Annotated in this window: 24 protein-coding genes; all 24 read right to left on the bottom strand. The window is 42.9% G+C overall.

Features of this window, described 5'->3' with window-relative positions:
• Positions 1 to 10 precede the first annotated feature (10 nt).
• The 24 genes from E0D95_RS07780 to ispG all read right to left on the bottom strand — a co-directional run bounded on the left by E0D95_RS07780 (position 11) and on the right by ispG (position 22759).
• Entirely contained in the window at positions 11 to 445 is a 435-nt protein-coding gene (locus E0D95_RS07780; RefSeq protein WP_130803339.1) for an excinuclease, read from the bottom strand.
• A gap of 13 nt (positions 446 to 458) precedes the next feature.
• Positions 459 to 1682: a beta-ketoacyl-ACP synthase gene (locus tag E0D95_RS07785; RefSeq protein ID WP_130803340.1), complete on the bottom strand. Its 1224-nt coding sequence runs from the start codon at positions 1680 to 1682 to the stop codon at positions 459 to 461.
• Positions 1682 to 2407 carry a 3-ketoacyl-ACP reductase FabG2 gene (locus E0D95_RS07790; protein ID WP_130803341.1) on the bottom strand — a complete coding sequence of 242 codons (726 nt, stop codon included), beginning with the start codon at positions 2405 to 2407 and terminating at the stop codon, positions 1682 to 1684. Before E0D95_RS07790 ends, E0D95_RS07785 begins: the two co-directional genes overlap by 1 nt.
• A complete protein-coding gene (locus tag E0D95_RS07795; RefSeq protein WP_431830759.1) occupies positions 2404 to 2841 on the bottom strand; it encodes an ApeP family dehydratase in 438 nt (145 codons plus the stop codon). The genes E0D95_RS07790 and E0D95_RS07795 overlap by 4 nt, the downstream gene beginning before the upstream one ends.
• Before the next feature lie 2 nt (positions 2842 to 2843).
• Positions 2844 to 4052 (bottom strand): beta-ketoacyl-[acyl-carrier-protein] synthase family protein, encoded by a 1209-nt coding sequence (locus E0D95_RS07800; protein WP_171478537.1) that lies wholly within the window; start codon positions 4050 to 4052, stop codon positions 2844 to 2846.
• A gap of 8 nt (positions 4053 to 4060) precedes the next feature.
• Positions 4061 to 4612 carry a DUF3261 domain-containing protein gene (locus E0D95_RS07805; RefSeq protein WP_130803344.1) on the bottom strand — a complete coding sequence of 184 codons (552 nt, stop codon included), beginning with the start codon at positions 4610 to 4612 and terminating at the stop codon, positions 4061 to 4063.
• A 1-nt stretch (position 4613) separates the two neighbouring features.
• Positions 4614 to 5924, bottom strand: coding sequence for an NAD(P)/FAD-dependent oxidoreductase (locus tag E0D95_RS07810; protein ID WP_130803345.1), 1311 nt, complete (start codon positions 5922 to 5924; stop codon positions 4614 to 4616).
• 21 nt (positions 5925 to 5945) lie between these two features.
• On the bottom strand, positions 5946 to 8276 hold the full coding sequence (locus E0D95_RS07815; RefSeq protein WP_130803346.1) for an MMPL family transporter: 2331 nt from the start codon (positions 8274 to 8276) through the stop codon (positions 5946 to 5948).
• Positions 8245 to 8904, bottom strand: a complete 660-nt coding sequence (locus tag E0D95_RS07820) for a LolA family protein (RefSeq protein WP_431830760.1) — start codon at positions 8902 to 8904, stop codon at positions 8245 to 8247. The genes E0D95_RS07815 and E0D95_RS07820 overlap by 32 nt, the downstream gene beginning before the upstream one ends.
• Positions 8904 to 9335 carry an acyl-CoA thioesterase gene (locus tag E0D95_RS07825; protein WP_130803348.1) on the bottom strand — a complete coding sequence of 144 codons (432 nt, stop codon included), beginning with the start codon at positions 9333 to 9335 and terminating at the stop codon, positions 8904 to 8906. The genes E0D95_RS07820 and E0D95_RS07825 overlap by 1 nt, the downstream gene beginning before the upstream one ends.
• Positions 9325 to 10932, bottom strand: a complete 1608-nt coding sequence (locus E0D95_RS07830) for an HAL/PAL/TAL family ammonia-lyase (RefSeq protein ID WP_130803349.1) — start codon at positions 10930 to 10932, stop codon at positions 9325 to 9327. The genes E0D95_RS07825 and E0D95_RS07830 overlap by 11 nt, the downstream gene beginning before the upstream one ends.
• The gene (locus tag E0D95_RS07835) at positions 10913 to 11836 is read right to left on the bottom strand and encodes a lysophospholipid acyltransferase family protein (RefSeq protein WP_130803350.1); all 924 of its coding nucleotides are present in this window, start codon (positions 11834 to 11836) and stop codon (positions 10913 to 10915) included. Before E0D95_RS07835 ends, E0D95_RS07830 begins: the two co-directional genes overlap by 20 nt.
• A gap of 2 nt (positions 11837 to 11838) precedes the next feature.
• A complete protein-coding gene (locus tag E0D95_RS07840; protein WP_228258840.1) occupies positions 11839 to 12579 on the bottom strand; it encodes a glycosyltransferase family 2 protein in 741 nt (246 codons plus the stop codon).
• Complete coding sequence (locus E0D95_RS07845; protein WP_431830745.1) at positions 12576 to 14246, bottom strand: ApeI family dehydratase; 1671 nt, start codon at positions 14244 to 14246, stop codon at positions 12576 to 12578. The genes E0D95_RS07840 and E0D95_RS07845 overlap by 4 nt, the downstream gene beginning before the upstream one ends.
• Positions 14230 to 14793, bottom strand: a complete 564-nt coding sequence (locus E0D95_RS07850; RefSeq protein WP_130803352.1) for a COG4648 family protein — start codon at positions 14791 to 14793, stop codon at positions 14230 to 14232. The genes E0D95_RS07845 and E0D95_RS07850 overlap by 17 nt, the downstream gene beginning before the upstream one ends.
• Positions 14793 to 15038, bottom strand: a complete 246-nt coding sequence (locus E0D95_RS07855; RefSeq protein WP_130803353.1) for an acyl carrier protein — start codon at positions 15036 to 15038, stop codon at positions 14793 to 14795. The genes E0D95_RS07850 and E0D95_RS07855 overlap by 1 nt, the downstream gene beginning before the upstream one ends.
• 12 nt (positions 15039 to 15050) lie before the next feature.
• Positions 15051 to 15311: a phosphopantetheine-binding protein gene (locus E0D95_RS07860; protein ID WP_130803354.1), complete on the bottom strand. Its 261-nt coding sequence runs from the start codon at positions 15309 to 15311 to the stop codon at positions 15051 to 15053.
• The gene (locus tag E0D95_RS07865; RefSeq protein ID WP_130803355.1) at positions 15308 to 16105 is read right to left on the bottom strand and encodes a lysophospholipid acyltransferase family protein; all 798 of its coding nucleotides are present in this window, start codon (positions 16103 to 16105) and stop codon (positions 15308 to 15310) included. The genes E0D95_RS07860 and E0D95_RS07865 overlap by 4 nt, the downstream gene beginning before the upstream one ends.
• The gene (locus tag E0D95_RS07870; protein WP_130803356.1) at positions 16099 to 16710 is read right to left on the bottom strand and encodes a beta-ketoacyl synthase chain length factor; all 612 of its coding nucleotides are present in this window, start codon (positions 16708 to 16710) and stop codon (positions 16099 to 16101) included. Before E0D95_RS07870 ends, E0D95_RS07865 begins: the two co-directional genes overlap by 7 nt.
• A gap of 166 nt (positions 16711 to 16876) precedes the next feature.
• Positions 16877 to 18286, bottom strand: a complete 1410-nt coding sequence (gene der, locus E0D95_RS07875) for a ribosome biogenesis GTPase Der (protein ID WP_130803357.1) — start codon at positions 18284 to 18286, stop codon at positions 16877 to 16879.
• A gap of 179 nt (positions 18287 to 18465) precedes the next feature.
• A complete protein-coding gene (gene bamB, locus E0D95_RS07880) occupies positions 18466 to 19614 on the bottom strand; it encodes an outer membrane protein assembly factor BamB (RefSeq protein ID WP_130803358.1) in 1149 nt (382 codons plus the stop codon).
• Positions 19614 to 20315, bottom strand: a complete 702-nt coding sequence (locus tag E0D95_RS07885; protein WP_130803359.1) for a YfgM family protein — start codon at positions 20313 to 20315, stop codon at positions 19614 to 19616. Before E0D95_RS07885 ends, bamB begins: the two co-directional genes overlap by 1 nt.
• A gap of 29 nt (positions 20316 to 20344) precedes the next feature.
• Positions 20345 to 21637 (bottom strand): histidine--tRNA ligase, encoded by a 1293-nt coding sequence (gene hisS, locus E0D95_RS07890; protein WP_130803360.1) that lies wholly within the window; start codon positions 21635 to 21637, stop codon positions 20345 to 20347.
• Between the two features lie 3 nt (positions 21638 to 21640).
• A complete protein-coding gene (gene ispG / locus E0D95_RS07895; protein ID WP_130803361.1) occupies positions 21641 to 22759 on the bottom strand; it encodes a flavodoxin-dependent (E)-4-hydroxy-3-methylbut-2-enyl-diphosphate synthase in 1119 nt (372 codons plus the stop codon).
• Between the last annotated feature and the right edge of the window lie 3 nt (positions 22760 to 22762).

Raw genomic sequence — 22762 nt, forward strand, 5'->3', positions numbered from 1 at the left:
TTAAGTCAAATTAAAATTTAACAATATCACCTTTTAATGCGACACTTGCCACAGCCATGCCTTTATAGCATTGGTAAGTGGTTGTACTTTTTACTTCATTAGATTTGAAATAACTGACGATATTGGTCACAGCATTGCCGCCTTTGGCTTTTGCTGAATTTTGTAATTGAATCAAAGCCGAACGCAGTACCCAATCACAAGAGGTTTCAGCCGATTTGGCAAAACCGTTGGTCTTTTTATTGGTGACGATCCCCTGCTGTAAAACTCGCCCACCAGATTTTGTTCCATTTAAATAGAACTGGACTGAACCATCTAGTGTTCCATCTGCCACTGCACGATCAACAGCCACTTTAAAATCAAGATCATACACTTGATCTGCTGCCTGCACTGTTCCCATAAGTCCCATACAAAGTACAGCAAAACTGAGTTTTTTCTTGAATGACATTGTTGTATTCCTTTTATTTAAGGTGTTGAAAAATTAAGGAGGTATTAATGCCTCCAAAGGCAAAATTATTACTCATCATTATGTTGGCATTTAAAGGTCTTATTTCTCCCTTAATATAATCAAGATCACCACACAGTGGGTCAACCTGATCCAGATTTAGCGTCGGAATAAATTGCTTCCGATGCAGCATTTCAATACTGAGCCATGCTTCAATCGCGCCACAAGCACCCAGTGTATGACCAAAATAACTTTTTAATGAGCTAATCGGTTTTTTTCCCAGAACCTGTGCAGTCGCTTGAGTTTCAGCAATATCGCCCTGATCCGTCGATGTACCATGTGCATTGACATAGTCGATTTGATCCGCTGTTATTCCCGCATCCTTTAAAGAAAGTTGCATGCAACGCGCCATCATTTCCTGATCGGGTCGTGTCACATGCTGACCATCGGTATTACTGCCATAACCCAAAACTTCTGCATAAATTTTGGCACCACGTGCTTTGGCATGCTCATATTCTTCTAAAATCAGACATGCGGCACCTTCACCAATCACTAATCCATCCCGATGTTGATCAAACGGTCGCGGGGTGCGTTCAGGCTGATCATTCATGCCACTGGTGGCCAATAACACATCAAATACCGCAGCACCTGCCGCACTGAGCTCCTCTGCACCACCTGCCAACATCAAGGTTTGCTTGCCATACTTAATCGCCTCAAATGCCTGACCAATTGCCATTGAACCCGATGTACAGGCACTTGAGGTCGGTAGTGTTAGGCCTTTTAAACCAAAGTAAACTGTCATGTTGACGGCACTGGTATGTGACATCATACGAATATACGTGGTCGCGTTCATTTTGGTCATGTCATTATCAATCAACATACAACCAAACTCGCGAATCGCATCGACACTTCCAGCAGATGAACCAAATGCGACACCTGCATCACCACTTTTTAAAATTGGATCATTTTGTAATCCAGCATCTGCCAAAGCGGTTTCCGCACAGACCACAGACATCAAAGCCACACGCCCCATACCACGCGTCACTTTGCGATTAAAATGTTTAGGAACGGTAAAGCTTTCGACAGGCCCACCCAGTTTGGTACGCAAATCTGTATATTTTTCCCAATCTGGTATATAGCGAATACCACTTTTTCCTAAAGCAAATTGTTCAAAAATTGCATCGGCGGTTTCACCGAGTGAGGTAATTCCAGCCATACCTGTCACGACAACACGCTTCATTAAATCAGTCCTCCATTGACTGAAATTACTTGTCGGGTGATATAGGAGGCTTCATCCGAACACAAAAATTTCACCACACTGGCTACTTCATCGACATGTCCCATGCGCTGTAAGGGAATCATTTTTAAAGCATGTTGTTTTACTTCTTCTGTGACCATTTCAGTCTCAATTAATCCTGGAGCCACGCAATTGACGGTAATTTTTCGTTTTGCCAATTCCAGAGACAACGCTTTAGTGGCACCAATCAAACCTGCTTTTGCAGCACTATAATTGACTTGCCCCCGATTACCCATTAACCCAGATACCGAAGATAAGGTCACGATACGTCCACCTTTTCGAAGATGAATCATCGGCATAATCAGTGGTTTAAGAATATTATAAAAACCATCCAGTGAGGTTGAGATCACGTCATCCCACTCATGATCACTGAGGGCTGGAAAAGCAGCATCATGGGTTAAACCCGCATTTAAGACGACCCCATAAAATGCCCCATGCGCCTCGATATCTTGCTCAAGAATTTGTCGAGCCAGCTCACGATCTGTGACATCAAACATTAAGATATGACTGTTTCGCCCCAAGCTTTGAATTTGTGCTGCAACAGCTTGCGCTTCCTTTACTCGGGAACGTGCATGTACCGTGACATCAAAACCGGCCTGAGCTAATTGCAACGCAATTGCCTGACCAATTCCACGACTTGAGCCAGTGACTAAAATTCGTCTATTCACAGATTTTCCTTATGATCTTGATCGCCTGTCGGCTCATAAACACTTAACAAGGCTGAGATTTTATGATCTTTATACTCAATCTCACAGGCAAATTGTCCCAAACCTTCATGTAAATATTGCTGTTCAGCCCGAATGAGTAATGTACTGCCTATCTCAAAAAAAGGCACGGGTAACGCCAATTTTCGAGTCCCCAATAAAAAACCAACTTTAGGCATTTGACCTTGTTGTTGACCTTTGCAACCTGAATAGGCACTAATGGTTTGCGCCATCAATTCAATACTGGCCCATGTCGGTAAGCCTTCAGCTTCACAAAATAATAATTCTGGACGAATGACTAAATTGGCAACAGGTCCCTGTTCAGACATCTCGACCAGATCATCAATAAAAACCATGGGTGCTTGATGAGGAATATATTGAATCGCCTTTTCCTGAATTTTCATGGTAAACAGGTTCCAAAAATCAAACTGACGTTACTGCCACCAAAGGCAAAAGAGTTACTCATCACATAGTTTAATAGCTGATCACTCATGTTTTTCGGGACATGACTTTGTTTCACAAAATTTTGATCGGCGAGCTCTGGATCAATTTCACCTTGCTGATGCAAGGGTAACCATGTCTGATCGAGCAACACTTGTTGGCAAATATAAGCTTCGACTGCACCCGCAGCCCCCAGACAGTGTCCAGTTTTATGTTTGGTGCTACTGATTAAAACAGGATAATCTTGAAACACCTGACGTACTGCTTTAATTTCCATCGCATCATTTTGCGGTGTCGCGGTACCATGTAAATTTAAATAATCAATTTGATCAGCTTGCAATTTGGCATCTCGCAACGCGCGTTGCATCGCCTGAGCTGCACCTAAACCCTCTGGATGCGGTGCAGAGATATGCCATGCATCCATCGATTCGCCGCCGCCTATCAACATGACGGGTGCAAGCTCTCGAGTCAGTAAAAATAAACTGGCGGCTTCACCAATATTGATGCCATCTCGTTCATAACCACAAGGCTGACAAATAGTGTCAGATAAACTTTCCAGACTATCAAAACCATTTAAGGTCAAACGACACAAGGTATCGACGCCCCCCACTAACACCGCATCAGCAAGATTTGCATTGAGGAGTCGTTGTCCTGCAATAAATGCTTTGGCACTGGATGAACATGCAGTCGAAATGGTATATGCCACACCTTGCCAACCCAGATAGGCCTGCAAGCCTTTGGCCAATGCATTCATTTCCTGTTTATGGTGATCAATCTCGACGTCAGTTTTGCCTTGAAAATATTCAGCCAGAAGCGGCTCGTTGTCTGCAATGCCTGAGGTTGATGTTCCCATCACGATTGCTAAACGCGCTGGATGAATGTCTGCGGTTAAATTATGCAAGGCTTTTTCAATTTGCTGTAAAGCCGTCACTGCAAAACGTAAATTCCGAGACGTCCTTGCGCCACAGCGGTCGGGTAAATGTGGCAGCATGGCTCCGGTATAAGCCCCGACCCAAACTGAACGTTCTGGCAGCCAACCAGACTGTAAGGATAAGCTCGTTTCTGCTGAGCTGAGCTGCTCACGCAGTTGTTGTGGACTATGTCCCAACGCTGAAAGACTGCAACTGAGTTGAATGCCAACAGCAGAAGAATGTTGTTTTTGTTGCATAATTTTATCTATTGATTGGACTGCAAAGTATTTTCAATCGGTGAAAACGTCATCTGATAAGGCACCTGTACATTCTCAAGCTCCATTTGATCTTTAGATAGATATTGAATCTTTAAAACCAATTTTTTTTGAATATAAATTTCTCCACCTGCTGCATAGATTTGATCCTGAATAAGCGCAGGATTGATCGTCGCTTGTTGTTGGGAAAAATCAGGATATGTGGCCAATAAAATATCACGCACCAAAAACTCAAAAGGCAATAAGCGCATTTGTTCTATACGCTGTTTGACCTGAATATGCTGTCCATCATACTCAATTTGAAATAACGGCTGCCCTGTCAGACTTAATGCAATCAACTCCAGTATCTGCCCTTTTTGCTGTTGATACAGTAGAAAACTAAAACTCTGACCACGCCATTGCACCTCAACCTGATCCTGACGCTGATATTTCTGTTGCTGCCATGCAGGAAACGCCAGCCCAGCCGCTTTAGGCATCATCTGTTGACAAGCTGTGACTGTCATCAATATAACGCTCAATAGCAGAATATAAATGTTTCGCATATTAGTTTCCTAATGCCTGTTCGAGTGGCAGTGCTTCTCGGCAATATTCAGCCAATGTTGCTAAACGTCTTTTGGCATTTTTATACATCGGATTTTGCATATCCCATGCATAACCTGCTAAAAGTGATGCAATCATGCGTTCAATGTCTGGATTTTTATGTCTGGAAAAAACCACATCCTGAAACTCGCCTGTGTACCATGCTTCTACATAAGCACGAAATACATTGATTCCTTGACGTAGTGGTTGTTCATATTCAGTCAACCAATCGACCTGTTCACCATGAAGTACGCGCTCCACCAGTGGAATCGCCAGACTCGATGATTTCAGTGCAATGGTCACTCCAGATGAAAATACCGGATCCAAGAATTCGCCAGCATTGCCCAACAAGGCATAATTCGACTGTGCCAAATGTTTCACATTGGCTGAATATCCCACCAAAGTTCTCACAGGCGTATCAAACTTGGCCTGAGCTAAAACGTTGGACAGACTCATATCATCCGCCAGAATCCGCTTCAACAAAACCTCGTTTTGATCCTGTTCAGCATTTCCAGTCAAATAAGCATCAAAAAAATCCTGCTCAGCAACCACGCCAAAAGAACTACGTCCATCGGCAAAGGGAATGAGCCAGTACCATGCACGATGATCTTTGTCATGTACCGTAATCAAAATTTTATGACGATCAAACTCTGGATTGTTGCCAATACCATCTTCAATATGGGTAAACAACGCACGGCGTACAGGAAAATTGGATGGCGATTCCAGATTTAAAAATTGAGGTAAAATCCGTCCAAAACCACTGGCATCTAATAAAAACTTGGCCTGTAATTGGTAGACCTCAGCCTGTTCAGAACGAATGGTTAAGATAGGATGAACAGTCTCAACATCGACTGCAATCACTTCATGGCCAAATCGAATCTCTGCCCCTAAAGCTTGCGCCTGCTCGGCCAATAATCGATCGAAATCAGCACGACGAACCTGCCATGTGGTTCCCGGTCCTGCACTAAACTTCTGGGTAAAATCATAAAAGCTACGCTGCTGACCACGTAAAAATGCGGCGCCATTTTTAAACTGAAAGGCACACTTTTCAACGTGTTCACACACGGTATCTAAGAAACCTGCTTCTTCTAAAAACACCATACACTGCGGCAATAAGGACTCACCAATCGAAAAACGCGGAAAATGCTGCTTTTCAATGATGGTGACTTTAAAGCCTTTTTTACGCAGTAAAGCAGCCGCTGAACTGCCCGATGGTCCTGCCCCAATAATCATCACATCTGTTTGTTGTATCGTATTTTGTTGCATCTCTTGCATGGCTGAATGACCTTTTTAATTTCAGCTCTTTGACTGATAATGTGAAATCACCCCATGTTGTTCGTCCGATGGCGTAAACAAGGTGGCGTAAATAAATGAAAAAATGACCCCAAACAGTACCGTTAAACCAAAACAATGAATGGCATAAGTATGACTGAGCGATAATAAACCAAAGCCCAGCAAAGTCGATATCATACATAAAAATAAGGCCGTGCCCACCACTTGAGGATGGTCATGGCCATGCCGATAAAAGATCGCATAATCCACCCCAATTCCAACAATCAAAAATGTGCCCATAATACTAAATAAATTCAGTTCAACGCCCAACCAAGCCTGTATCGCAAAGGTACTGAGCAGTGCCAGACTGACTGGCATCACTAAGGGTACAATAGATCGCCAGCCATAAATCACACTTAAACCAAGCGCAAGCGCGATGAGGGCATAGACAAATAAATACTGTGCCTGTAAGCGATGTTGCTTAAATAAATCTGACAATTGGGTCATTGGTTGCTGCAAAATCACCTGTTCATTTTGCAACTGCTTTAAAGCATGAACATCTTTAATTCCATTTAAAAGGACTAAACGCTCATTGGCATGCACCTGTAAAAAAGCCAATGGATGCTGTTTAAAGTCGTGTAAGGTTAATAATGGCAAAGTATTCAATTGTTGCTGCCAAGCTGTTAGCTCATTGAGAGGCAGCCCCATATTCTGGGCGTACTGCTGTAGAGCAGACTCAGGAATCGCCTGAAGCGCGGCAATGTTATGCCGCTGCTGTTGCTGAGTGGGAATCCATTGTCCTAAGGCCTGAAAACTCGTGAGCTGATCTTGATGCTGTAAAACCTGCAACTTTTGGATTAAAGCTTGCTCATGGGCTTGCATTTGTTCAGGGGTCTTCCCTCGCACCACAAAATAATCACTGCCCTGTTGCCCCATAAAACGTTCGCGCACATACTGATCTTCCTGCTTTAAGGTCTGATCTATACTTTGCAGATTACGAATATCATCATTGGTCTTTAAGAAAAATAAACTGCTTGTCCCAATCAAGACAATACTCAGCAAACTGATATAACGAATGAACCGATGTTGTTGAAACCAGATTCTAAACTCGCCAATCCATTTTAAACGCTGAATGGCTGGCTCGGCATTGAGTGCGGGTAAGCGTGGCAATAATAAAATACTGGTGACCCAAGCCGAAACCAGACCTACAATCGAAAACACCGCAATCTGTTTAAACCCCGGAAAAGGAGTAAAACTTAAAAACACATAAGCCACAACGGTGGTCATCAAGCCCATAAACAGGCTTGGCAATAAAGGTTTTAATACGTCAAAACCTGAAATGTTACGATGCTGCGATTGCATCGCCATAAAATAAAAAGAAAAATCAACACAGACCCCAATGAGGCTTGCGCCAAACACCAAGGTCATCAGATGGATTTCACCAAATAGCCCATGTGTCGCAGCAAATGCCACTAAACAGCCAGTAGAAACCGCAACGAACTCAGTCAATAAAGGTCTTAATGAGCGAAAACCAAACCAGACCAATAAAATCAGTCCCAGACTTGACCCCAAACCGATCGTTGAAATTTCTTTTTGGGCAGACTGTGTGCCGTAGTTTGCAAATAATAATGTACCAGTCCAATGACTCTGCACCTGCATAGTGGCCAACTGCTGTTGAGTCGCCCTGATCCATGCTGAGGTTTGCTCCTGATAATCAATGCTATAAGGACTGTGTTTTAATTTTAGACTAAACAAACGTGAAATTTTATCTGGATCATGAATGGTGGCAAAACCATTTTCTAGCTGTACATTGTTGTGTTGTACGTATTGACTCACCCCAAGCAAATAACGGCTAAACAGCATAAAAGGATCGTGTTTTAAGCTCTCTGCACTGACTGGTAAACCCGGCGTAAACAATTGCATCAGGCTTTTTTCAGTCAAACTTGAATAGTCCTTTTGATCAAGTAACTGCTGATCCTGCTGACTGATTAATCCTGCACGGTGTTGATATAAAATTCGCCCGAGTTGTTCCGTATCGACCTGTGCCTGCAACGGTTCAAACACCGAGCTCTGTCCAACTGCATGTTGCAAAAAATCAGTGGCCTGTTGTAACTGCTGATTATTTTTGGCATCCACCACCACGAACACATTACTATTCAATTGCTCACTGACATAGTGCTGCGTATTGGCTAAATCAGCATCCTGATTTAGTTTTGGCAATAACGCAAAAATATCGGTCTGGATATGAATATCTTGTTTAAGCCATGCTACGCCCATAAACAAACTGATCAGTATCAGTATGATCAGCCAGACAACGCTGCATTTATTTTGCCAATTGGAAAAGTGCTTGTTCATTGCTGGTCAGTGCCGTAGGTTGAGCGCGTTGCTGGCTAAAATGAAGAGTGGTTGTGTTGTTGCCCTGTTCTGCAATGACAATTTGATTCACATACTGTTGTCCCTGTACATCGACCTGAACAAATAACTTTTTAAATAAGTTACTTTTTGGACGCAGACTCATTGTCCAACCTTGCGCTGTGATATTGGTTTTACTGATCGTAAAGTGTTGATCCAATAAGGCTGAATTACCCGACATCAGTTGTAAAAATAAAGTCGCTACTGAACCATACGGCGACTGAGTGACATCTAGTTGGCTCATGGTTTTGGCGGTTTTTTGCACCAGTTTTTTTGGCGTGACCACAAGATCGGCTTGAACTGGACGCTGTAACTGCCAAAGTACGCCATTATTTTTGGAAAAAACCACCTCACCATTGGAGATAAAAGTTTTCTGTAGTGAAGCCAGTTTCTTTTGCTGTTCAAATTTGGCGCGTACCAGTGCTGTTTGGGAAAGCTGTTTAAAAATTTGCTCGGCCTGTGGTGAAGCCGCCTGTATTGTGTTGATTGAACAACTCCAGCTCAATAACAGTATCGCAAAAATGGCAAAGCCAAGCCTTTTTGCTTGTCGATTGAAAATAAAAACCATGATTATTTCCTCACCTCTACAGCTTGAAACTCAGACCATGCATGTAGACGATCCAACAAAACTTGCGGAGACTGAAAACACATTTCACGTGTCTGAATTTCAACAGCAACCTGTGTGGTATAGCCTTTGGTCAGCCGTTTTCCTGTTACCTCATCAAAAATCAGATAATCAATTTTTAAACGATTTTCCCATTCTTTTAAAATCGCGCGTACCCGAATTTTTTGTTCAAACTGAATACCCTGCGCATAGCGCACATGGCTTTCAATCACAGGCCATGCATAGCCTGAAGCCTGCATTTGCATATAGTTATAATCAAACTGATCCAGAAGCTTACAACGCGCAATTTCAAAATATTTAAGATAATGCCCATGCCAGACCACGTTCATCATATCGACATCATGAAAAGGCACTTCAATCACGACTTCAGCATGCATAGATTTGCTCCTGTTGCAGCATCCAGTCTGTATTAGACAGTTCAAAATTGGCAAAACGATCTACAATCTGTTGTAATTCAGTTTGTAATGGTCGGTCTTCTACCACCAGTGCAAAGCTGTGTAAAGTCCAGTTCATAAAGGCGCTCAGCACTGGGGAAAGCTGTTGGCTCAAACCTTTTAAATGAATCGCCTGCACACTGGCACAGCATAAAGCTGCAACCACTTGTTCGGTGAGTACCATCACGCGTTCGGCATCACGTGCTGCAATGGTTCCCATACTCACTTTATCCTGATTATGGCATTCGGTAGAGCGTGAAAAAATCGAGGCAGATAAAGTCTGTTTCAGTGCTTCGGCTGTCCAAGCAGACACACCAATTTGTACTGCTTTAAAACCATGATTTAAAGGTAAACGTTCTGCTGTTGCACCAGTTAAGTTACGTGGTAAACCATGATTCATTTTATGATCCACCAGTTGCGCCAACTGCCGATCCAGTAAATCTGCAATATTGGCCATCATGATTTTTAAACTGTCCATGGCTTGTGCAATATGTCCACCATAAAAATGCCCACCATGTAAAACACGCAAGTTGAGAGGATCAATCAAAGGATTGTCATTACTGGAGTTCAATTCATTCTCAATAAACTGACGCAACCAAACTTTCGAGTCTTCAAAAACCCCAATCACATGCGGTGCACAGCGCAAGGAATAACGATCCTGCAAACGTGGACTTTGGTGGGCAGTCTGTACTTCACTTTGTAACCAGTCACGTAGCTGTGCTGCAATTTTTTGTTGTCCCATATGTGGCTTTTGTGCAAACAGCACTTCATCAAAATGCGTTGGATTGCCTTCGAGTGCTAAAACATTTAAAGCGGTGATCAGCGTTGCACTATTTGCAATCTGTTCGGCACGTTTATAATTTAAACAGGCGATTGCCGTCATGACGGCTGTGCCATTCATCATTGCCAAACCTTCTTTGGGACGCAAGGTTAAAGCTTGCATGCCTTTTTCTGCATATACCTGCTGGACAGGCACAATTTGTCCGTGGTCATAAACCTCTCGCTCCCCCACTAGTATCGCTGCAATATAAGAAAGCGGCGTTAAATCACCGCTTGCCCCGACCGAGCCTTCGGATGGAATCACAGGAATTACGTTTTCATTGAGTAACCAAACCAAACGCTCTAATAATGTCAGTGAAACGCCTGAATAGCCTCGAGCCAATGAACATAATCGTGTGACCACCACTGCACGTGCCGTGATCAGATCCAGATTTTTGCCCAAACCACAGCCATGAAAACGAGAAAGATGCAACGGCAGTTCATTGACTTGGTGGGTCGGCACTTGTACAAGGCAGGAATCACCATAACCCGTGGTGACGCCATAAATCACGCCTTCCTGTACTAATAATTCATCCAGAAAGTCCGCGCCTTTTTGAATCAAGTCACGCCATGCGGCTTGTTGCGGTAAGGCAACGCGATAATGCCCATGTGCGACACGCACCACATCTTCAATGCTTAATGGTTCAATTCCTACAGTAATGAATTGTTTAATCCCCGTGTTTAATAAGTTGTTATTCAATTTATTTTGTCCAAAAATCATAAAAATTAAACCATTGGTAAGGTGCGCGTAAGCAATGTTGCTCCAGCAAAGCCACGTATTGTCGTGTTACAGTTTGCATGGCGTCTAAACGGCTATTTCTCGGTAAATCGATGGCATCGGCAATTTTATGAATATGCACTTCAAAATGCTGCTGTTGTCGATAACAAAACACAGCCAGAACAGGAACTTTAAGTAAATTTGCCAGTATCCAAGCCCCTTGCGGCCACGTAGCATCTTTTGCCAAGAATTCAACATGTTGCACCCGATTTGATTGCACAGGTGCACGATCTGCCGCCACAATGACCCATTCACCTTGCTGCATTTTTTCTTCGAGTAAAATCGCAGTTTCTAGTCCTAACTCATCGACGGAAATTAAATTTACGTCCGCCTGATCATTCAGTTTTTTCAAAAAGGCATTAAATTGTGTGGCATGTTTTTGATAAACCAAGACATTAATTTTTTGAGGATGCTCAGATTTGACCGCACGTAATAGCTCAATATTACCAAAATGCGATACGATCAATAGCGCCCCTTTTTGATAGACTTGTTGAAAATGCGCATGACCAAAAAGCTGTAATTGTTGCTCAGGAATCTGTCCCAGCCAGCCTTCCATCTTATCTAAAATACTGATACCAAACTGAATAAAATGCTGATAACTATTTGCCCAAGACGGTAAACTTGAAAATGGAGAATGGGTACCAGCAAACTGATGCAACTGTCGCAAATACCCTAGTGACGCCTGTCGTGCAGACACGGCAAATAACCAGTACCACACAATAATAAAATACAGCATAAGCTTACATAGCCAACGTCCACCCAAGCGATAAAAAAACAGGACTAAGCTAAGCAGCCCCAATCCGCCCCGCTCTTTACGATCGCTCCAGTGAGAAGATTGACGCTGCATCTCTAGCCCTTTATGTTTTGTTTGAGGAGTCGAGGTAAACGCCATAGCATGCCTGCAAATAATCGTGCATGCGCCCGACTCATGCCTAAATTATCGCGCCAGACATGAAAGTGAGAAATGCCATGTTCGGGATAAATCACAGGCGTTGGGACATTAATAACTTGGATATTTTCCCATTTCAGCCGAACTAAAATTTCACTGTCGAAACCCATACGTGGCTGAAATTTTGCCTGTTGTAACAGCGTTAAAGTGGGGGCTAAAGGATACACCCGAAAACCACACATGCTGTCTTTAATTGCAAACGACAAACTGTTAATCCAGACCCAGACATGCGTAACGTAGCGTCCATATAAACGTTTTTTTGGCACAGACTGATCAAAGACTGGTTGCCCAATCACCACTGCATCTGGGTGTTGTTTGGATAATTGCAAAAACTGATCAATATCTGCCCAGTGATGTTGTCCGTCGGCATCTAACTGCAAGGCATGGCTGAGTCCGATTTGACCTGCATAGTTCAGCCCTGTCATCACCGCCTGACCTTTGCCCTGATTATGCTCATGCTCTATTAAGTGAAGCTGGGAGTAAGCCTGATCTAAATGCCTTAATTGCAGGGTACATTCAGCATCACTCCCATCATTGACCACGATGATCGGTAAGTCATACTGGTTTAAAGTCTTAACTAATGCATCAAGATAATGGGGATGATTATATACAGGGATGACAAAACCATACGCTAGCATCATTGGGCTGTCTCCATATCTTTCAAAGCAAATAGTAAACGACCTGATGCTAAGCTGTGTTGTAAATCAGACAACTGAAAACTGACTTTATGCTGTTTGCGTGTCAGCTTTAATTCAAGCACATGATAAGGCTGGATCAAATGCTGAAATTTAAGTTGTTCATAGCCATTACACCAGTCCAGATCTGCCCAGATTTGTTTGGCAAAGCTCTGGATAAATCCAATCTGCCCCACACCGGGATAAATTGGCTGAGTGGGAAAATGCCCTTTAAAGCATAAGAGCTCAGGGGTAAATTCCAGTTGCATTTGATAAAACTCATCTGTTTGCAACCGTGACAAAATTACAGGCTGCAACATCGGCTGAAACAAACGTTTTAAATAATGTTTATCCAATTTGGACTGGGTATTTTGTGGCAGTTCGGTTAAAAATCGCCATAACCGAGGAATTGCGATTGTTTCCAATTTTTCATGGAGTTGCTGTTTGATCCCAGATACAAATGCTGCTTTGCCTATGTGTTGTAATTGCTGGCGTGCATCATCATGTAGCACCACAATACCTGCCAATAACTCACGCTGATCATGTTCCACTAAAAGCACGTGGCAATTTTTGATCTCTGGCAAGCTTTGAATGCTGTGTTCAATTGCATCCAGACTAAGCCGTTTTTCTTCGAGCTTGATCAGTCGATCTGCACGGCCCAACAGTTTAAATCTTAATTCTGGATTGCTTGGATTTTCCCAGACCGCCAGATCACCAGTTTCAATCCAATCCGTAGTAAATGCATGTTGCGTTTGTACTTTTAAAAGTTGTTGCTCAATTTCAATATTAACATCGGCAAAAGTTTGCCATGCACTGTCATCGACTGTTCGATAGGCTATTCCACCTGTTTCTGAACTTCCTAAAATTTCAGTAATCGAATGATGAATGGATGCTCGAACACCACTTTCCAGTTTACCGCCAGAAGAAAAAATAGCCTGACAACTTTCAAATGCCAACGCTGAAGTCCATCTTTTAAGCACAGCAGGACTTGAAATCAGATAATTCTCAAGTCCCATTTCGGCAAAGTGTTTTTGCATGGCAATCACATCTTCTGGAAACGCCAACTGCGGACTATAAAAACTTCGACCCTTCACTAACGGCCAAAGTACTTTAAATAATATTCCATAAATATGTTGATGGCTTACAGTGGCAAGTGCAATAACGTGTTCAGTCAGACCAAAGGTCTGATCAAGCCCCTGCACTTCTTTCAACAATTGCAACAAAGTACGTTCAATACGTTTTGGCTCGCCTGTTGAGCCAGAAGTATAAAAATCAATTCGTGCATGATGAATAAAATCCTCACTCAAATCGAGTACGAATTGACTGGTGGTTTCAGTCAAAATTTGACGTGATAAAAAGTAAATATTTTGGCTAGCTAAATTTTGTTCAAGCTCTGCCACCCGATGCGGAGCTAATAAAATGGTCTTTTTTGCCTGAAGTCCTGCAAATAACAGCACTAAAAATTCATAACTGTCCTGTTGCCATAGGGCAAATATGCGCTCAGAACGCGATGCCATCATTTGCGCTTGCTGAGAAACATCCTGCCAAAATGCAGCAAAAGAAATATGCTGATGCTCGGCGGTAATGGCTAGGGTCTGCTGTGACTGAATAAAAAAATTAAAGGAGTTGTTCATCATTATTGTTCAAACGCTGCTGGCGCTTTCTTAAAATAAATTCACCAAGTAAAAGAATGCCCATCAGGACATAAGAAATAAAACCGTTATACAGCACCCAAATCTGGGTAGAGGCGTAGACAATCGTACACCAAGCAATCAATGCATTACACAGAAAAAAACCACACCATAGTATGGTGACTTTTCGTGTCCATCGTACTCCTGACTCAGGCAAATCGGGCTGCATGATTCGCGCAAAACGCTCAATCATGGAAGGTGGTCGCCAGAGCGTCGATGCAAATATTCCCAAAGCCCCCAGACTCATCAGCACAGGATAAAATTTAAGCCATACTTGATCATTGAGCATCATGCTTAAACCGCCACATAAAATCGCAAACATCGAAAGTGGCCACAATAATCCATTGGACTTGAACATTAAACGCAACAGCCCCAGACCAATCAACAAGATGCTGACAGCCCAAAAATGACCGTGCGCCAGACTCCAGCCCACAATAAAGGGATAGGCGATGAAAAAGATCGCCGTGATCCATTTAAAAATGTGATTCATTAAGCCGTCATATTTTGAATAACAGTGACAACATCATGCACTGTTCTGACATTTTTAAAGTCTTCAGGCTTCACTTGTTTACCTGTCAATTCTTTAATTTTTACAATCAAATCCACCGCATCAATACTATCGACATCCAGATCCGAATAAAGATTGGACTCAAGTTGAATTGTTTCAGGTTCAATTTCAAATAAATCCTGCATCCATTCACGTAAAGTAGCAAGAATATGTTCCTGACTTAACATCGTATTGTCCTCTTATACTTGTTGTTGTGCTTCAACCAAAGTCACCAGACTTTGAATAGAGCGAAAATGCTGTTTGGTTTCATCCGACTCAGCATTTAAATGAATGTTGTAACGTTTCTTGAGGGCAAGCCCCAACTCTAAAGCATCTATTGAATCAAGCCCTAAGCCCTCTCCAAATAAAGGTGCCTGATCATCAATATCCTGAACAGTGATGTCTTCAAGGGCTAAAACATCAATAATCATTTGTTTTAATTGGTTGGCCAAATTGCTCATTTAGATAACTCTTGCTTAAAAAAGTGATGTAAATACTGATTTAAAATACGGACATTTTTAGGGCTGACCGTCAAATCAGAAAGTACCTCTGAAATATGGATGGCATCCAGAACTTTGATTTCGATATGAAAGGGTTGTGCAGGAACGTGATACCACTTTTCATTTTTGGTTAAGGTGGTGGGCGTACAGCGAATCAACACAGGTCGAATCGGCACATTAGCACGAATCGCAATGTTGGCAGCTCCACGCTGGAACTGATTGATCTGTTCATGTTTTTGTGTTCTGGTTCCTTCAGGAAAAATAATCAATGAGGCAGCCTCATGCTGCTGCAAGCGTGTCACACAATCATGGATAAATTGATTAGATCCTGCATTTAAAATGTAACCTGCACTCTGCACCGGACCACGTGTAAAAGGATTCGACCAGAGTGACTGTTTGACCACGCAATTGGCTTGCTGCATCAAACCAATTAACACCACCACATCAATTAAAGTCGGATGATTGGCAATCACCAACTCTTGTCGGCTTTGCTGTAATTTTTCCAGACCGTCCACCGAATAGGTCATAATGCCTAACTTGACCATCATTTCGGTAAAGCCTTTGAAACTGGTCCGAATCACCTGTTGGGCACGTCGCTGGCGAGTCGCTTGATCACGTGCAGTCAAACTTACACATGGTGCCACCACTGTCGCAATCGCAATGCCACCCAGACCAAAACTGGCAAAACTAAAACCTGTCGCCCCTATGCGCCAGATATAATTCATCTTGGCTTTAAATGATGTCTGACTTAACATTTTTGCCATCCTAGCCATGTTGTTTGCTGCCCATCTTGCCAAAAATGATAAAAGTCGAGTGCATCTATATGCTGAGTCTGCTCAAATGCACTGAACTCAACATTGGCATGAGGTAAGCTCAATACCGTTGCTAGAGCAAATGGCTGAAAATCTTGTTGATCCTGATAAATTTTAGGCAAGGATGCCTCATAAAAAACCACTAATACCTGTTTAATTTGAGGCTGACTATTTAAAAGGGCATAAGCTTCGAACATGGCCTCAGACCAGCCACAACTTAAACTCGTCGACACCGTGTCATCTTTACATAGAATGGAATAAAGACCTGCAATCGCATTATGCACCGAAGTTGAAAACTGTGTAGGTGATGGCGTTTGATTGGTCAATACATCCTGTAAAATCGCCAATGTTTTCGCTTCATCGCCATAACGCGACACCCAGACAATATAATCAACTGATTGTTGTGCCACAGTTTCAATTGCGGCATTCATCGCCAGTTTTGCCAAAGGCGACAGTCGTCTGCGCTGCATCGCAGGCAAAGACTCAAGTGCCTGACACTCATCCAGTGTAGAGCACAGTCGAAGCGCAGAAAGATGAAATCTGATCATACTGAATGCGAGCCTATGGCAAAAGGTGTTAGAAATTGGTGCAAAATTATAGCACCAGTCTGCAAATTAACAAAAATTTACATTTTAACTGAAATAACAATAAGATGCAGTGTCTAAAAATGCAAAAACCCCGAAACAAGCTCGGGGTTTGAAATATTTAAACTGATTAACGTTTAAATTTTTTCTCAGCTTTCTTAAATTTCTGGATATAACGACGTTTACGTGCAGCCACTCGTTCATCGATTTGCGACTTACGTCCTTCAAACGGATTTTCAGATGTTTTAAAGTCAATTCGTACAGGTGTACCTTCAAGCTTATAAACTTTACGGAACACATTTTCCAGATAACGACGATAATCCGCAGGTGTTTTATCGACTTTATTACCATGAATCACAATGGTCGGTGGATTTTGTCCACCCATATGCGCATAACGCATTTTAATACGTTTACCACTAATCATCGGTGGCTGATGCGCTTCAGTCGCATCATTTAAAATTTGAGTCAATTTTGCAGGGGATACTTTTAAATGCGATGAATCGTAAGCACGATGAATCGATGGATATAACTCACCTACGCCCGTACCATGCAATGCAGAAATCAAATGTACTTTTGCCCAAGGAATAAAATCAAAACGACGATCAACATCGAGTTTACATTGCTTGCGATCATATTCAGTCATGTTGTCCCATTTATTAATGGCAACCACCATGGCACGACCTGCTTCAAGCGCATAGCCAATCAAATGTAGGTCTTGCTCAACCACACCTTCACGAGCATCCAAAACCACAACAATCACATGGGCATCTTTAATCGCCTGTAGTGTCTTTACGATTGAAAATTTTTCAATCATTTCATCCACTTTACCTTTGCGACGCACCCCTGCGGTATCAATCAAGGTATATTGGCGACCATCGCGTTCGTAGGGAATATAAACTGAATCGCGTGTCGTTCCAGGCTCATCAAATGCCACTACACGCTCTTCACCTAACAAACGGTTGACCAGAGTAGATTTACCGACATTCGGACGACCAATAATCGCAAGTCTTAGTCCTGTATTTTTGTCATGTTCTTCTGGGTTTTCATCTTCAGGCACATCTTCAAGCACATCTTCAAGCATCTGTGCCACACCACGACCATGACTGGCTGCGACATGGATCGGTTCGCCAAAGCCCAATTTATAAAACTCGACTACGGCTGCTTCAGCGTGTACACCATCGACTTTATTAGCAACTAAATAAACCTTCTTGCCCAAGCTGCGGATTTCACGCGCAATTTGTTCATCAGAAGCCAAAAGCCCTGCACGTGCATCCACCACAAAAATAATAATATCTGCTTCATGAATAGCGGTTTTCGATTGTTCCGCCATGTAAGCATCGATGCCCGCTTCACTTTCACCGATACCACCAGTATCCACCACAATAAACGACTTATTCTGGTAAACGGCATCACCATATTTACGGTCACGGGTAAGCCCCGCAAAATCGGCGACAAGTGCATCACGACTCTTGGTAATCTGGTTAAATAGCGTTGATTTTCCAACATTTGGACGACCAATGAGCGCAATAACGGGTTTCATAAATTAACCTACATTCAAGATCAGCCATTTTGGCATGAACAAGGAAATAATAAGGAGGATTTTAGGTCAAAGACCTGAATAAAAAACAACGGGGCTTTGAACATGCAATATTCAAACACCCCGACGAATTTAAAGCAAAGTATTCGCGAATGACTAGTTTAACACAAGCCCGTCTAAAATTAACGGTTTTGCCAAACAGTAAATTCACCTTTGCGTGTCGATACATACAATTGATTCTCGACGACACGTAAAGTTCGCACTTCACCATTGGTCTTAGAGCGACCTACAAGTTGTCCGTTGTCTGGATTAATCAGATGTAAATAACCATCCAGATCACCCACCACCAAGTCAGAACCTAACATCACAGGATTACTCAGTTCACGATGTAATAGCACATCGCTTTCCCATGTTTTTTCGCCCGTAGTGAGATTATATGCCACAAGTTTACCATCGGTTTGCGCAACAAAGACCTTGTCATTGCTGACCTCAGCACGTTTATTGCTGCTGGCATCTTCGCTCCACACCACTTGTTGTGCAGCTAAATCAATCACAGTGACTTGACCTTGATAACTGGTTGTAACCAAAAACTGGCCTGCAACCACAGGGTCACCATCAATATCAATTAAACGCTGAACATCAGAACGTCCTTCACTGACCGCAACACGACGCTGAAAACGTGGAACACCACTAATGATATCAATGGCATATACATAAGCATTGGCTGATGCGACCAATACCGTACGTGGATCAAGTAAAACTGGAGAAGGTTGTCCGCGTAGGCTAAATTGCACATTTGGCATTTTGTATGCCCAAACCTGCTGCCCAGTGGCAACATCATGCGCAAATACCGTACCGTCATTGGCAATGGTAATGGCACGTCCTTCCTGAATAAGGGATGGGCTCAATAAGGCACCGCTCAATTGCGCGCGCCACTTTTGTTGACCTGTTGCCTGATCCAGTGCAAATAATTCGCCTTTCGCATTACCCACCAGTACCACGCCCTCTTTGGCTTCCACTCCAGAGGTTAAACCACGTTTGCTCACACGGGTTTGCCATAGGCGTTGCTTACCACGATAAGCAGCCACTTCGCCTTTAGGATTGACAATAAAGTTCACACCATTGTCAGAATCGAGTTGTAAGCGTAATGGATCTGCTTTATCAGTTGAGGTCACTCCTTGTGAAAACACAGGAACCAGTGTTTTCGCCTGAGCAAGCTTTGGCAAAGGATTTGGCTTTGGCTCTTCAACCTTGAGTTTATTACTAGAGCAACCTACTAAAGCTGCTGTAACTAAAGCAAGTGCAAACGGGAGCGTAATTTTCTTATCCATTAAGACTTATCCACCTGTGTGTCTAAAATCGGGCGTTCAATCTCAGGATCATCTACTAAAACGCCAACACTTTCGAGTTTAATTTGTAAAATTTGACGCTCTTGTTTGCGCTTTAACAAATCATCCCATGCACTTTTATATGCCTTTTGCGCAGACGCAATGTCTTTTTTCGCGACGTAAATATCGCCACGAGCTTCATCTGCTGTCGCTTTAAATGCAGGATCATTGACCGCAGACAATGTTTTTAAAGCATCATCATATTTATTTTGTGCCAGTTGTGCATACGCCAAACGAAGCTTGACCAGTTGCAACAAACCGTCATCATTAAGTTTAGAGCTTTCAACTTTCTTTAACGACTTTTCTGCCGCAGCATAATCTGCTTTGTCATACGCTACTTTGGCCAACATCAGTTCAGTTTGAATAGCTTGTACTGAATCGGGTGCATCTTTGGTAATTTTATCTGCTGAAGCATATAAATTAATTAATGCATCTGGATTTGACTCAGCTGCCTGTGCCTGATCCATCAGTTGCTGGACTTTTGCAGTACGCACCTGATTTTCGGCCAGTGTTTTTTTCTGCCAATACTGCCATCCAAAAAAGGCGATGAGCGCAATTAAAATCCCGCTAATAATGGCAGAACCATATTTTTTACCGAACGACTTTAAATTATCCAGTTGTTCTTCTTCAGTTAACGCACTCATCGACGTTCCTTTTCCTTCAGCTTTTTCGCTTATTTTGCCAATTTTTCAGTTAAAAATGAAACCAGTTGCTTAATCGCCACATTGGATTGTTCAGCCGTAGCCAACTCTTTTAGAGTCAACTCTCCTGCATCCCACTCGCGCTCGCCCAAAATCATAGCGTACACTGCACCAGACTGATCGGCTTTTTTCATTTGGCTTTTCATACTGCCCTGTGAACCTGTTTTAACGCGAAGCCGGCTGTTGACTGCTTCAAGCTGATCACGCAATTGTTCTGCCAAAATCAGCGCACGCCCCTGATAAGCAGGTTCAGCCACTAAAAATACGTCACAATCACGCGTTGTTTGTGCTTGTTCGACTTGTTCAAGTAATAGCAATAAACGCTCTATGCCCATGGCAAAACCGACCGCAGGCACAGACTGATCCGCTTTACCTTTTAACTGACCAACCAGACCATCATAACGTCCGCCTGCACAAACAGTGCCCTGTGAACCCAATGCTGTGGTGGTCCATTCAAAAACGGTTTTGTTGTAGTAGTCCAGCCCACGCACCAATTTTTGGTTAATCACAAAAGAAATACCTGCATCGCTTAAATACTGTTGCAGTTGCTTAAAGTGATCCATGCTGTCTTGTTTTAAAAAGTCATGCAGTTTCGGCGCATTTTCCAGAATTTTCTGAGTCGTTTCAATTTTTGAATCTAAAATTCGTAATGGATTAGTGCTTAAACGGCGTTGCGAGTCTTCATCCAGTGCATCTTTGTGCTGAGTTAAAAACTCAACCAATGCCGCACGATACTCAGCCCGCTCATCCATTTCACCCAAAGTATTCAGTTCAAGTTGAACTTTATCGGCTACGCCCATGCGTTTCCATAAACGCGCAGTCAATAAAATTACTTCAGCATCAATATCAGGCGTTGCCACTCCAAACGTTTCCACGCCAAACTGGTGAAATTGACGGTAACGCCCTTTTTGTGGTTTCTCATAGCGGAACATTGGCCCAAGATACCAGACTCGTGGTGTCGCACCGCGCAAAAGATTATGTTCTAGCATTGCACGGACACAACCTGCTGTTCCTTCAGGACGCAAAGTTAAGGATTCAGGCGGTGTTCCCTTGTCAAAAAAGGTGTACATTTCTTTTTCGACAATATCAGTTGCATCACCAATGGCGCGCTTAAATAAACCTGTTTGTTCAACAATCGGCAGTCGAATCTGTTGATAGCCATAAGTATCCATTAAAGATGCCAGATGTTGTTCTAAACGTCTCCATGCGCCCGTTTGGCTCGGAAGAATATCGTTAAAACCTTTAATTGCAACAATTGAACTCATGACTTACTCAGAACTTGTACGAATAATTTCTTTAGACTTTGCGTCTTCTAACGCTTTGATCCGTTCACGAACCATTGATTCGATTTCTTCAACCAATTGATCCGTCTCAATCAGATGGCTTTTTTCACCATTGCGATAAACCAGCGAACGAGGTGATGCCCCGACCACGCCAATATCCGCCTCTTTGGCTTCACCTGGACCATTCACTTTACAGCCAATGACGGAAACATCCATCGGTGTGCGCACATCTTCCAGACGTTCTTCCAGCATTTGCATCACTTTAATCACGTTAAATTCCTGACGCGAGCAGCTTGGACAAGCAATAAAGTTAATGCCGTTAGAACGCAATCCCAATGATTTTAAGATATCAAAACCAATTTTAATTTCATCTTCGGGTTCAGCCGCCAGTGAAATCCGCATGGTGTCGCCAATACCTTCCATCAGCAAACCACCAAGCGCGATTGCAGATTTGACTGTCCCTGTACGGTAAATACCCGCTTCAGTGACGCCTAAATGCAACGGATTATCAATCTGTTGTGAAAGCAGACGATAAGCATCCATGGTTAAAAACACATTAGAGGCTTTGACACTGACTTTAAATTCATGGAAATCCAGACGATCCAGAATATCAATATGACGCAGTGCAGATTCAAGTAAAGCTTGCCCTGTCGGTTCACCATATTTTTTCTGTAAGTCTTTTTCCAAAGAGCCGGCATTGACCCCGATACGAATGGAAATACCATGATGACGCGCCGCCGCTACGACCTCACGAACTTTTTGATCGGAACCAATATTGCCCGGATTAATTCGTAGACAATCTGCACCATAATCGGCTACAGCCAGCGCAATTTTATGATCAAAATGAATGTCGGCGACCAAAGGAACCGTAACACGTTTACGAATTTCCCCAAACGCCTCAGCCGCTTCCATCGAAGGTACTGAAACACGCATAATGTCCGCACCTGCATCCGCACAACGTTGAATCTGTGCGACAGTGGCATCGACATCACAAGTTTCGGTATTGGTCATACTCTGGACACTAATCGGGGCATCGCCACCGACATAGACTGAACCCACACGTATTTTCCGTGTTGGACGACGCTTGATTGGATTTTCGATCATTGT

Source organism: Acinetobacter ihumii, from assembly GCF_900625095.1.
GTDB classification, from domain to species: Bacteria; Pseudomonadota; Gammaproteobacteria; order Pseudomonadales; family Moraxellaceae; genus Acinetobacter; species Acinetobacter ihumii.